The sequence below is a fragment of the Acinetobacter pragensis genome, assembly GCF_001605895.1.
Taxonomy (GTDB): Bacteria; Pseudomonadota; Gammaproteobacteria; order Pseudomonadales; family Moraxellaceae; genus Acinetobacter; species Acinetobacter pragensis.
Genome location: NZ_LUAW01000015.1, coordinates 63,723 through 76,423, shown reverse-complemented (window position 1 = coordinate 76,423; position 12,701 = coordinate 63,723). Strand labels below are relative to the sequence as shown.

General features: G+C 45.5%; 12 protein-coding genes. 2 read left to right on the top strand and 10 right to left on the bottom strand.

The features are described from left to right. Positions 1 to 9 precede the first annotated feature (9 nt). The 10 genes from kdsB to AZH43_RS06595 all read right to left on the bottom strand — a co-directional run bounded on the left by kdsB (position 10) and on the right by AZH43_RS06595 (position 8,730). Positions 10 to 771 carry a 3-deoxy-manno-octulosonate cytidylyltransferase gene (gene kdsB / locus AZH43_RS06640; protein WP_067667893.1) on the bottom strand — a complete coding sequence of 254 codons (762 nt, stop codon included), beginning with the start codon at positions 769 to 771 and terminating at the stop codon, positions 10 to 12. Next, positions 771 to 1,787 (bottom strand): tetraacyldisaccharide 4'-kinase, encoded by a 1,017-nt coding sequence (lpxK, locus tag AZH43_RS06635; RefSeq protein WP_067667890.1) that lies wholly within the window; start codon positions 1,785 to 1,787, stop codon positions 771 to 773. Before lpxK ends, kdsB begins: the two co-directional genes overlap by 1 nt. Continuing rightward, positions 1,788 to 3,515, bottom strand: a complete 1,728-nt coding sequence (gene msbA / locus AZH43_RS06630) for a lipid A export permease/ATP-binding protein MsbA (RefSeq protein WP_067667887.1) — start codon at positions 3,513 to 3,515, stop codon at positions 1,788 to 1,790. Continuing rightward, a complete protein-coding gene (locus tag AZH43_RS06625; protein WP_067667884.1) occupies positions 3,515 to 3,937 on the bottom strand; it encodes an ExbD/TolR family protein in 423 nt (140 codons plus the stop codon). Before AZH43_RS06625 ends, msbA begins: the two co-directional genes overlap by 1 nt. Before the next feature lie 9 nt (positions 3,938 to 3,946). Beyond that, positions 3,947 to 4,588 carry a MotA/TolQ/ExbB proton channel family protein gene (locus tag AZH43_RS06620; RefSeq protein WP_067667881.1) on the bottom strand — a complete coding sequence of 214 codons (642 nt, stop codon included), beginning with the start codon at positions 4,586 to 4,588 and terminating at the stop codon, positions 3,947 to 3,949. Positions 4,589 to 4,619: 31 nt separating this feature from the next. Next, positions 4,620 to 5,507 carry a ParB/RepB/Spo0J family partition protein gene (locus tag AZH43_RS06615; protein WP_067667878.1) on the bottom strand — a complete coding sequence of 296 codons (888 nt, stop codon included), beginning with the start codon at positions 5,505 to 5,507 and terminating at the stop codon, positions 4,620 to 4,622. Then, positions 5,504 to 6,286 carry a ParA family protein gene (locus AZH43_RS06610; protein ID WP_067667875.1) on the bottom strand — a complete coding sequence of 261 codons (783 nt, stop codon included), beginning with the start codon at positions 6,284 to 6,286 and terminating at the stop codon, positions 5,504 to 5,506. The genes AZH43_RS06615 and AZH43_RS06610 overlap by 4 nt, the downstream gene beginning before the upstream one ends. A 24-nt stretch (positions 6,287 to 6,310) precedes the next feature. Continuing rightward, on the bottom strand, positions 6,311 to 6,943 hold the full coding sequence (gene rsmG, locus AZH43_RS06605; protein WP_067667872.1) for a 16S rRNA (guanine(527)-N(7))-methyltransferase RsmG: 633 nt from the start codon (positions 6,941 to 6,943) through the stop codon (positions 6,311 to 6,313). Between the two features lie 84 nt (positions 6,944 to 7,027). After that, on the bottom strand, positions 7,028 to 7,717 hold the full coding sequence (gene murU / locus AZH43_RS06600) for an N-acetylmuramate alpha-1-phosphate uridylyltransferase MurU (RefSeq protein WP_067667869.1): 690 nt from the start codon (positions 7,715 to 7,717) through the stop codon (positions 7,028 to 7,030). After that, a complete protein-coding gene (locus AZH43_RS06595) occupies positions 7,717 to 8,730 on the bottom strand; it encodes an aminoglycoside phosphotransferase family protein (RefSeq protein ID WP_067667866.1) in 1,014 nt (337 codons plus the stop codon). Before AZH43_RS06595 ends, murU begins: the two co-directional genes overlap by 1 nt. 120 nt (positions 8,731 to 8,850) lie before the next feature. Here AZH43_RS06595 and AZH43_RS06590 point away from each other — a divergent pair, with 120 nt between their 5' ends. Together AZH43_RS06590 and AZH43_RS06585 are read left to right on the top strand one after the other, a co-directional pair. Then, positions 8,851 to 11,337, top strand: coding sequence for an LPS-assembly protein LptD (locus AZH43_RS06590; protein WP_067667863.1), 2,487 nt, complete (start codon positions 8,851 to 8,853; stop codon positions 11,335 to 11,337). Then, a complete protein-coding gene (locus AZH43_RS06585; protein WP_067667860.1) occupies positions 11,337 to 12,656 on the top strand; it encodes a peptidylprolyl isomerase in 1,320 nt (439 codons plus the stop codon). The genes AZH43_RS06590 and AZH43_RS06585 overlap by 1 nt, the downstream gene beginning before the upstream one ends. Positions 12,657 to 12,701 lie beyond the last annotated feature (45 nt).

The window sequence follows — 12,701 nt, the reverse complement described above, 5'->3', positions numbered from 1 at the left end:
TGGCGCCCTTTATTCGAAACAAGATACATCCATTTGATTCAGCCGGTCTAAATCGGCTTGGGTATCCACACCGGGCGGTAAATTCGCTTCAGCAACAGCAATCGCAATACGATGGCCATTTTCCAGCACACGCAGCTGCTCCAAGCTTTCCAGCTTTTCCAGCACGCCCATATCCCAAGTCACATATTCCTGCAGCAGCTTCACACGGTAAGCATATAATCCCAAATGACGGTAAGCCTGGTCATGCAGCTTCTGTTCTGCCAATTTTGCGCCATCACGGTCGTAAGGAATTGCTGAACGGCTAAAATACAAAGCCTGATTGTGCTTAGACATGACCACTTTGACGATGCTGTCACGCTGAAACTCTTCTAAGCCATGAATAGGCTCACACAAAGTCGACATCGATGAAGCAGGCTGATCTTCAAGCAGCTGCGCCACTTGTTTCACCAGCTGAGCCGGCAAAAGCGGCTCATCCCCTTGCACATTGACAATAATATCGCCTGCATCCCACCCCTTAACACGGGCAACTTCACTTAGGCGGTCTGTGCCAGACGGATGATCTGCCAAGGTTAACACCACATCAACCCCTTCTGCACGGCAAACTGCGGCAATGCGCTCATCATCCGTGGCAACGCATAAATCATCAAAGCCTTCAACTTTCTGCGCTTGGTCAACCACACGCAGAATCATTGGGCGGCCGTGAATTTCCAGCAATGGCTTGCCCGGAAGACGCGAACTGGAAAAACGGGCTGGAATAACAATATGTTTCATCAATGAGAGCCTTCATCTAGTTGGATACCCAGCTGTTTCAGCTGCTGATGCAATGTTTCATAGCACGCAGGAGACAGAATGGCATCGACAGGCACCACCCAAATCTCACGCTGAAAATCTGGATTTTTCCTGAGCAGCGGTAAAATTTTTACCGCATCTTTTTCTGTGGTAATAATAGGATTGCTGTCTTCAAACTGCAAATCATCAATTTCGTATTCATGGTGATCAGCAAATTCATGGCACTGGAAATGCTGAACGCCCATTGCTTCCAATGTACGGTAAAAGCGCTGCGGAAAACCTATGCCTGCAACCGCGTAAAAATCCGCATTGGGTTCAAACGGCTTAACCATGCCGTCATTAAGCAAATACGGTTTTGACTCCGCCAAATGCATATTTAAAGGCATTTTCGGATAAGACGAATGCTCAATTACTGTGCCGTATTTCAAGCGCGATTTAGGTTCACGCAAATAGCCTTCAGGCAATACTTTCTCATTGCCGAGGCCTCTATTATTATCCAGCACAATCCATTCAATCTGACGTTCCAGCGCCCAATGCTGCAGACCGTCATCACAAATAATTAAATCAAGCGCATGCTGAGACAACAGCAGCTCGATGCTTTTCTGACGGTTCGGCCCTACGGCCATCGGTACACCCGTAGACTGCACAATCAGCACAGGCTCATCACCGGCGGTTTCCGCATCTGTAGCTATGCCGACCTCAGCAGGAAACGGCCCCTTGCCGCCATACCCTCGGCTAATCACAGCAACGCGAACGTTCCTGCTTTGCAAATATTTAACCAAGTGAATCAGCAAAGGTGTTTTACCGCTGCCGCCTACTGTTATGTTACCAATCACCATCACAGGCACGGGCGCTTTATAGCTTTGCTTTAGCCCTGCCTGATATAGACTTTTATTCAGCAAAAAACCGCCACGGTACAGCCAAGACAGCGGACGCAGCACAATCAGCCACTTCGCTTGCTTATTCCAAGCATCCTGAATTAACTGCGCCGCTGACATTTACTGTTCCTCAAAATTGCGCTGGTGCAATTGATAATACGCCCCGCGCTTTTCAATCAGCTCTGCATGCGAGCCTTGCTCAACAATTCTGCCCTTGTCCATAACCACAATGCGGTCAGCATTTTCAATGGTCGATAAACGGTGAGCAATCACCACTGTTGTGCGGTTACGCATGGCCGCATCAAAGGCCTGCTGAATGAAATATTCAGATTCATTGTCCAGCGCACTGGTCGCTTCATCTAAAATCAGAATTGGGGCATCTTTTAAAATGGCCCGAGCAATAGCAATCCGCTGGCGCTGCCCGCCGGATAAATTCAAGCCCTGCGCGCCTAAAGGCGTATCATACCCTTGCGGCAAGTTCATAATAAAATCATGTGCATAAGCAGCTTTTGCGGCAGCAACCACCTGCTCTTCTGTAGCGCTTTCCAGCTGGCCATAAGCAATATTTTCACGAACTGTACGGTTAAACAGCACCACTTGCTGATTGACCATCGATATTTGACGGCGCAGGCTATCTATCTCAATATCATGAATATCTATATTGTCCAGCAGCAGCTGTCCAGAACTGGTTTCCTGATAGCGGAGCAGCAGGTTCACCAAGGAAGTTTTACCGGCCCCTGAGCGCCCGACTAGTGCAACGGTTTCACCCTCATTCACTTTCAGATTAAAATCATGCAATGCATGAAAGCCGTCTGAATACACCAAATTTACATCTTTAAATTCAATATTGCCTTTAAGAGCTGGTGTGAGCGTACCTGTATTCGCCTCTTCCGGCATATCCAGCAGCTCAAAAACTGAATGCGCAGCCGCCATGCCGCGCTGAATCTTTTCATTCACATCCGTCAAGGCTTTAATTGGCTTGCTCAGCATGCCTGCCGCCGTAATATAGGCGACAAACTGCCCCGCAGAAGTATCCTGCATAATCTCTGGACGCAATGCGATATACATAACAATGGCCAAGGAAATGGACATGATCAGCTGCACAATCGGACTGTTCAACTGCTGCACCACCACCATCTTCATGCCGCGGCGCAAGTTTTCCATTGAACTGTCATAAAAGCGCTTCTGCTCATATTCCTGACCTGAAAAACCTTTCACCACAACATTGCCATTGACGGTTTCCTGCACCACATGATTCACATCCCCCATCGTGTTTTGTACTTGAGTTGACAGCTTGCGCATGCGTTTAGACGCTTTGCGGATCAGCAGCCCAATTAAAGGAGAAAAGATGAGAATCACCAGCGTTAAGCGCCAATTGCTGTAGATCAGATAACCGATTAGTGCCAACGTAATTAAACCTTGCTGCACGATGGTTCTCAAGGACTCCGTCGATGCCGCGGTCAGCTGCTCTACGTTATACATAATTTTGGCAGTAATATGACCGCTGGAATTATCTAAATAGTATTGCGAAGGCAAACGCATCAGCTTTGCAAAAACTTCCTGACGGATATTGAAAATTAAATTCCGCGAAATCACAGCCGTAAAATAACCGCCCATGAATGTTCCCAAGCCGCGGAAAAACATCAGCAGCACGACTAAAAATGGAAATAACGATGTAAAGGCCTGATCGCGGTGCTGAATCGCATTAATAATCTTTTCAAGCAATTTAGCGACAGATACCTCCGTTGCCGCATTGATGGCGAAACCAATCACGACAAATATCGCCAAGCCCCAAAAAGATTTTAAATAACTTAACAGGCGCAGATAAACTTTTACATCGTGCTTCACTAATAACCTCGAGTCGGTACTTTCGTACTGATATTTACATTCACAAAGCCCAGCTGGCCTGCGACATCCATTACACGAATCACATCCTGATGAGCAGCTTTTGCATCAGCAGCAATAATAAACATTAAATCACGGCGATCATTTGAAATCTGTTTAATTGCCGTATTTAAATCTGAAGCCTCTTTGCTCGACAAAGATTGGCCATTTACAGAATAATGCCCTGAGGCGTCCACAACAACCTCAATCTTCTGATCGAACTGTTTCGGCGGTACACCTTGTGCATCCGGCAGTGTCAGGTTCATGCGGCTCATTTGATTAAAAGTCGTCGATAAAAGCAAAAACACCAAGATAAACAATAAGCAGTCAATCATTGGCGTTAAGTTAATATGAATATCTTCAACTTGCCTGCGCTTAAATTTCATTTGACTGCCTCAGCTTGCTTTTTGCAAATCTTGTGATTCTTTATCAGTCTTGTTTTGATAAAAAAGCGAGGCATGAAACAGTGTTGCCTGCTGTTCCAATTCAGCAATATATTCCTGCACCAAACGCTGAAAATAACGGTGGGCAAACAATGCAGGAATGGCAATAAACATACCGGCCGCAGTAGTAATCAAGGCCTTGGAAATACCCGGCATCATCAGCACAGGATCACTGTTTGTACCGACATCAATCATTAAGAATGATTCAATAATGCCCAGTACAGTGCCCAGCAAACCCAGCAGCGGCGCAACCGCGCTCAGAGTTCCCAAGAAGTTGATATTTTTTTCTAAGTAGCTAATCTCTTGCGAGGCGGCAACTTCCATTTGCGCACGCGCATATTGTTCACTGTGTTCCTTACTGGCGTAACCTGCCGTAAAAACCCGGCCCAGTGTACTGCGTTGCAAACTTTGGTCCTGCTTCATCTGCTGCACGGCCTGAGCGGCTGTCTGATTTTGATTCATCAGCAAAGCTGCCGGCAGCACCTGTGATTTTTTCAATCGAATAAAGCGCTCAATTGAAATAGCAATGGTAAAGATTGAACACAGTACCAGCGGCAGCATGAGCCATCCGCCGGCTTTGACTAATTCCCACATTTGATTTTCCCCAATAAATCGAATTCTAAAATTAATCAGCTAAGCAAATATTTAAAATACCATCCAGTTCTTCTAAAGAATGATAATTAATCACCAGCTTGCCTTTGCCTTGCTTGTTATGATCTATTTTTACATCTGCACCAAAACGGTCAGACAGGCGCTGTGACAATTGCTGAATATCTGCAGATGCCGCTTGTTTTTCTTTAGTTTGCTTTGGCGCATTCAAATCACGCACCAGCTGCTCTGTTTGACGTACAGACAAACTTTTTTCTATGACATGCTCAGCCACTTTTAGCTGATCTTTCGCTTTGAGCGTCAAAATTGCGCGCGCGTGCCCCATATCCAGCATGCTCTGCTGCATGAAATCTTTCACTGGTTCTGCCAATGTCAGCAAACGCAATAAGTTGCTGATCGTGGTGCGCGCCTTGCCGACTGTGTCTGCAATTTCTTGATGGCTTAGGCCGAATTCCTCATGAAAGCGCTGCAGCGCCATCGCTTGATCAATTGGATTCAAATCTTGACGCTGAATATTCTCGATCAGTGCTAAAGCAATGGCTACCTGATCACTCAAGTCGCGGACAATAGCTGGAACTTCCGTCAAGCCCGCCAACTGCGCAGCGCGCCAGCGGCGCTCACCTGCAATAATTTCATAGGGATGCTTTTCGTCATCAATTGGACGGATGACAATCGGCTGCATAACGCCATGCTTTTCAATCGATGCCGCCAATTCCTGCAAATCCTGCTCATGAATAAAACGGCGCGGCTGATATTCCCCGCGCTGCAATAAATGAACATCAATCTGTTTCAGCTGACCATGATCCAAAGCTTGAGCTTCCAACTGCAGTTTTTCTTTTTGGATTGATCCAAGTAAGGCATCCAAACCACGGCCTTTAGCTAATCCGCGTTTTTTTATGGTCATGCTTTACTTCCTTTTTTCACTTTGTTTTTCTTTAACATTTCAGCTGCCAGATTTAAATATGCAACTGCGCCTTTTGAACTTTTTTCAAAATAAATGACCGGCAAGCCATGCGCAGGCGCTTCCGCTAAACGCACATTGCGCGGAATAACAGTGTCATACAGCTTTTTGCCAAAGTATTGTTCCAGCTCTGCAGAAACATCCCGCGTTAAGGCATTGCGCGCATCAAACATAGTCCGCAATACGCCAATAATCTGCAGATCAGGGTTTAATGCTTGCTGGATGCGGTCAATTGTCTGCGTTAAATCTGCCAAACCTTCTAACGCGTAATATTCACACTGCATTGGAATTAAAACACTGTCCACAGCCGCCAAAGCATTGACTGTAATCAAGCTTAAGCTTGGCGCACAGTCCACAATAATGTAGTCAAACTTATCGTCAATCTGCTGCAGCGCTTCACGCAAAATAAACTCGCGCCCTTCCTGTTCAGCAATCGCCAGCTCAACGCCTGCCAGATCCCGATTGGCGCCTAAGACTTTATAGCCGACTTCTGCACGCGTAATCGCTGTTTCTATCGGCATCTCGCCCAGCAGCACATCTGTAACCGAGTACAGCAAATCATTTTTTTGAATGCCTGAACCCATGGTTGCATTGCCTTGTGAATCCATATCCACAAGCAACACGCGCTTTTTCAAAACAGCCAATGACGCCGCCAAATTAACTGCGGTTGTAGTTTTACCGACACCACCTTTCTGGTTCGCAATCGCAATAATTTGTGCCATGGTAACCCCAATCCTTAGAAATAATTAAATACGTTTCAGCAAAAGCAAATGGCGCTGTTCATCAAGCCGCGGAACATTCAGCTCAATGACCTGACAGTGAAACTCATTTTTGAAAGCTTCAATCTCTTCACTGGGAATCAGGCCTTTCATGGACGCAATAATGCTTTGCTCATGCATAAAGGGAACAGATGCACTAATAAAGTCTGTTAATGATGCAAAAGCTCGGCTGGTAATCACATCGAATTTGCCTAGTTCCGCAATACTCTCTTCATTTTCTACGCGCGTTTGCACGGCAATAACATTTTTTAATTTTAAGTCAGCAATAAACTGCTTCAGAAATCGAATTTTTTTACCGTTTGAATCCAGCAATACACATTGGCGTTCAGGCTGGCATAGCGCAACGATCATACCCGGCATGCCGCCGCCTGTCCCAATATCTAAAAGGCGGCCTGGCGGCAAATCTTTTAAAATACTCAAACTGTCTAAAAGATGCTTCACCAGCATTTCTTTAGGATCACGGATAGCTGTCAAATTATAAGCTTTGTTCCACAGCACAAGCGCATCTTGATACTTCAACAAAAGATTCAGTGCTTCTTCACTCAAATCTAAGCCAAGCTTCTGGCTACCTTGCTTTAAGTCTTGAAAAAAAGGATGCATAAAGAAGACATCTCAATAAAATTAAACTGAAGTATACCGATTTCTAAGCCGTGGAACACTACTTAGCGCTTAGCGAATATGCACTTAAGCGTACATCCCTTCGCGAATCTGGAGATCCAGCGCACTTAATCGCTCCGGAGTGCCAACATCCACCCAAGCGGCCTGCATTTTTTCTGCTGAAACTTTCCCTTGCTCCATTGCATTTTTCAGCAAAGGCGCCAAAGGCCGCTTTCCTGCTTCCAACCCATCAAACATTTTCGGATGAATAACCGCAACACCGCTATAAGTTAAAGGCTCACCTGCATGCTCTTGATCAAAAGTATACGCGCGGCCTGCTGACAGGGTGAAATCGCCTTTTTGATGCTGTGGCGGGTTAGCAACAAAAACCAAATGCGCCAAATCCTCTCTAAGCTGGACATTCAGCAGCGAAGCAAAATCAAAAGTTGTCCAGACATCACCATTCACCAGAATAAATGGTTCCGTTCCCAGCAAAGGCAATGCATTAATGATGCCGCCTGCGGTCTCTAAACCTTCAGCCTCACGTGTCCAGCGGATATTCACGCCATATTGCGAGCCATCTCCCAGCGCGTCAATCAGCACATCCGCCAGCCATGCAGAGTTGATGATGATTTCAGTCACGCCAATTTCTTTCAGTTTTTCAATATGCCAAACAATTAATGGCTTACCGCCCACTTCCAGCAAAGGTTTCGGCTTATACAATGTCAGCGGCCGCATTCGATTTCCCAAACCCGCCGCCAAAATCATCGCTTTCATTATGCAACCACCTCGTAAATACCGTATTTAGCTTCAAATTTCGGCATTACTTTATCGCGAATAAATTGCATAAACGGTTGTAATTCTGCATACGGTTTGCTTTCTTCCAGCAAATACCACATCACGCGCGGCAGATCTTTTAAATAGCCGGACTTGCCGTCACGCTCAAACAATCGTACAAAAATGCCTAAAATTTTAATGTGGCGCTGAATCGCCATAAAATCTGCATCTTTTTTAAACTGTTCAAAATCACGGCCTTCTTTTGCAGATGCTGGCAGTAAATCATAGAAAGCCTTGAACCAGCTGTAGACACGCTCAGGACTCCACTGCACATAAGCATCACGGGTAATTGAAATCAAATCATAAGTATCTGCGCCAATCACAGCATCCTGAAAATCAATCACACCCTGCTCTTGCTCATCCGCCAGCACCATTAAATTGCGGCTATGAAAATCACGGTGCACAATAACTTGTGGCTGCGCCAAAGCAGCATTGACCAAAATCGCAAAACTGCGCTTAATTAATGCACTTTCATCCGCCGTCGGCAGAATTTGCAATGACGGCAGCATCCAGTCAGTCAGCAGCGCCATTTCAGACATCAGCTTTTCGTATGAATATTCAGGAAAGTGGCTCACGCCATCAATAGACTGCAAATGAATCAATTGCGCAAAGCTTTGCGCATAATAGCTGTCTACTGTTTCATTATTTAACAGTGCAGAGAGCAAAACATCGCCAAAATCTTCCAGTAAAAGAAAGCCTTGTTCCAAGTCTTTAGCCACAATATGCGGCACGCGCACGCCATGGGCATCAAAAAATTCATCAATCGTCACAAAAGGCACACAATCTTCTTTTTCTGGAGGTGCATCCATGAGCATAAATGTTTTATTATTCAATTTGATTCGTGCGTAACGACGGAAGCTTGCATCGCCTGCTAAAAAATGAGTTTCAAATTGATCTGAACCAAGTACAGATGTGATCCATGATTGGATTGATTGTTCACGTGGTGTATTCATTTGCAATAAATTCTAATACAGGCTGAGTTTTTAAAGTGCTAAGTGTAGCTACTTATCAACTTTTTCTCTATGATGCGACAATAATTAATTGCGATAAAGCACTCTTGGTTAATGAGACAAATGAAGCATCAGTTTAAATTTAATCCTTTAGCGACTGCGATCTTAACTCTTCTTTGCGGCAGCTCAGTATCAAGCTTTGCGGCATCGCCTGCTTCTGCCGAAAATGACGCAGAACAATTAAAACAAACGATTTCTGAAGCTTACCCCGGCCAAAGTTTCTTTGAACAATACTATGTCGACAAGTCAGCGCCAGAAGCGCAGCAGCGCCAAGGACTTCAATTAAGTTCCGCATACTGCCAAGGCGCATGGGTCACCCCAATTTCCCCAGATGTAAAGCCAGTTCCAGCAGATCAGGCGACATCAACAGTGACTGCCGATTACGGTCACTTTGACCCGAATGGCGACTCTATTCTTGAAGGCAATGTCGTCATTGACCAAGAAGGCCGCCAAATCCGTGCAGATCAGATTAAAATCGATAAAACCCAAACTTATGCCAACGCATCAGGCCATGTGCAAATGGCGCAGGCTGGGCTGCTTTCAGAAAGTGACTCGATTAATTACAACTTAAAAACCCAGCAGGGTGATTTAAGCAACAGCCTGTATATCTCTGAGCAAAGCCATGCGCACGGCAGCGCTGAAAAAATTTCACGCACATCAGAACAAACTGTCGAACTGGAAAATGCCACTTACAGTACCTGCCCGCCCGGTGAAACACCGACGTGGAAAATTCAAGCCAACAAAATTAAGCTGAATCAGGAAACTGGACGCGGTGAAACCACAGGAACAAAGCTTTACGTCAAAAATGTTCCAGTGATGGCGGTTCCTTATTTTAACTTTCCAATTGATGACCGCCGCACCACAGGTATCCTGACGCCAAGTTTCGGCTTTACCAATGACGGCGGTGTCGAGCTTGGAGTGCCGGTTTACCTGAATCTTGCGCCAAACTACGATGCAACGATTACACCGCGCTTTATCAGCGACCGCGGTCCGATGCTGGAAGGCGAATTCCGCTTCCTGACTGAAAATTACGGTGCCGGCATGATCTGGGGCGGCTACTTAGCTTCCGACAAAAGCTATGACGATAAAGACCGTAAGGATTTGCATGTTTTGCATAAATGGGACCTGAATGAGCAGTTCAGTACCAATTTAGATTTCAACTATGCATCAGACAAAGACTACTTTACCGATTTAAACAATAATCCAAATTCTAAAACGGATTTGAACCTGCGCCGCGCATGGGAACTGAATTATAAAAACGGCATTCCTGGCCTAAAAGCGCAATTGAAAGTAGAAGACTTTCAAACATTGGATAAAACGGTTAAAGATGAAGACCGCCCATATGCCCGCTTACCGCAATTCTTGCTGAATTATAAGCATGGCAGCCCAATCGGCTTTCAATACGAATTCAATAACGATACTGCCTACTTCAAAAAAGACATCAGCGATTATAACGATTACGCAGGCAATCAAAACCGCAGCTTCGAACCAAGCGGCACACGTATTTATAATGACTTCAGTGTACGTTACAACTACATGACGCCATGGTCATTTGTGATTCCTGAAGTTTCGGTACGAAATGTCAACACCTTCTTTGATAAAGACACTGTTCAATATTATCAAAACAATGGCGCAACAGATTCAGCATCAACATCATCAAGTGAAACCAAATCGATTACCGTTCCACAGTTTACTTTGGATACTGGCTTAATTTTTGAAAAGCAAGGCAAATACCTGCAAACCCTGACGCCGCGTGCATTTTATGCCTATGCGCCCTACCGCAATCAGGACAGCCATCCAAACTTTGACTCTACAACCGCATCCATCAGCTATGATCAGCTGTTCAGTCCGAACCGCTTTTATGGCCATGACCGCCTAGAAGACAACAACTTCGCTTCTTTGGGCTTAAGCTACAGCTTATTTGATGAAATTGGCTTAGAACGCCTGAAAGCCAGTGTCGGTCAAAGCTATTATTTTGAAGACCGCCGCGTAACTTTAAATAATACCGCAGATGAGATTGACCATGAACGCCATACAGGCCCTGTCATCAGTTTGTCCAGCCAGCTGTCTGAACGCTTCAGAGTCAGTGCGAATGGCGCATGGATGTCCAATGGCGACAATGCGCAGCGTGATGTACAAATGTACTACACCGGCGATCAAGGCAATTTATACAATTTAGGCTATTTTAACCGCCGCTACTTGCCGAACCGTCAAGACAGCTATGATCAGGTCGTTGCCTCTTTCATTCAGCCGGTACACAACAACTGGCGTTTAGTGGGCCATGCTCAATACGACATTGACAACAGTGTCGCGCGCGAATACCTGCTGGGTGTCAACTATGAGTCATGCTGCTGGGGTTTATCCGTGTACGGCCGCTCTTATTACAATGATTTAGACAACGTCAATGATGACAGTGTTAAACCTAAGCGCGCCATCATGGCGGAATTCACCTTTAAAGGCTTAGGCGGCTTCAATAATAAACTTTCATCTTTATTGGAAACCCGTGTTTTAGGCTTTAATAATATTAATCAAAATTGGACAGAACGTTAATGAAGACATTACAGTTAAAACGCGTTTTTAAAGCGACAGCACTTGCTATTTGCCTTTCTGCATCATTGCCAACCTTTGCTGCTCAACCTAAAGATGAAGTTGTTGCTGTTGTGGACAATAGCGTAATTCTGCGCAGTGATTTAGAACAAAGCATTGCAGAAGTAAAACATCAGCTGGAAGCGCAAAAGAAAACCGTACCGCCTGAACAGTATTTGCAGCAGCAGGCATTAGAACTGCTGATTACCCGTCAAGCTCAGCTGGAGCAGGTCAAGCGCTACAACATTAAGCCAGATGAAAAAAGCTTGAATGAAGCCGTGCTTAAAGTTGCAAAAGATTCAGGTTCACCAAGCCTTGAAGCGTTTCAGCAAAAACTGGATAAAATCGCACCGAATACCTATTCTTCATTACGCGGCCGCATTGCGGAAGATTTAGCGATTAACCGCCTGCGCCAGCAAATTGTGACATCCCGCATTCAAATCAGCGACTCAGATGTCAAAAACTTCTTAAACTCACCGCAAGGCCAAGCGGCTATGGGCAATCAGGCACATGTACTGCATGTCCGCATTTCAGGTGACGGCAATGATGCTGCGGTGCAAAAAATCGCCAAAGAAGTCAAGACTGAACTCACCAACAGCAATGACGTCGCAGCCATCGGTAAAAAATTCTCGAACAGCGCCGTTAAAGTCGAAGGCGCTGATATGGGCTTCCGCAGCCTGTCTGATATCCCTGCTGAATTGGCAGCGCGCGTCAGCCCATTACAGCCTGGCCAAACAACTGAACTGATCCCTGTCCGAGACGGCATTCATGTACTGAAATTGGTTGAACGCAAAAGCGGTGAACAAAAAGCCATTGTCCCGCAATATCAAACGCGCCATATCTTAATTCAGCCTTCTGAAGTAGTCAGCCCTGAAAATGCTAAGCAGATAATCGACAGCTTGTACAGCCGCCTGCAAAAAGGTGAAGACTTTACTGTATTGGCAGCCACTTATTCAAACGATCCAGGATCTGCGCGAGATGGCGGCAGCTTAGGCTGGGTTACGCCTGGCACAATGGTTCCAGAGTTTGATGAGAAAATGAAAAATACAGCGAAAGGCCAAATCAGCGAGCCATTTCAATCACAGTTCGGCTGGCATATCCTTCAAGTAACCGACACCCGCCAGCAAGACATGACTCGAGAATATCAAGAGCGCATGGCGAGACAGCTGCTGGGAGAACGTCAGTTTGATGCTGAACTGGACAGCTGGCTGCGTGAAATCCGCAACAATGCATTCGTTGATATCAAAGATCCAAGCCTCGACCGTAAAAAGAACAAGTCTTAAAACTTGTTTCAATAAAAAAACCAGCTCTAACGCTGGTTTTTTTCA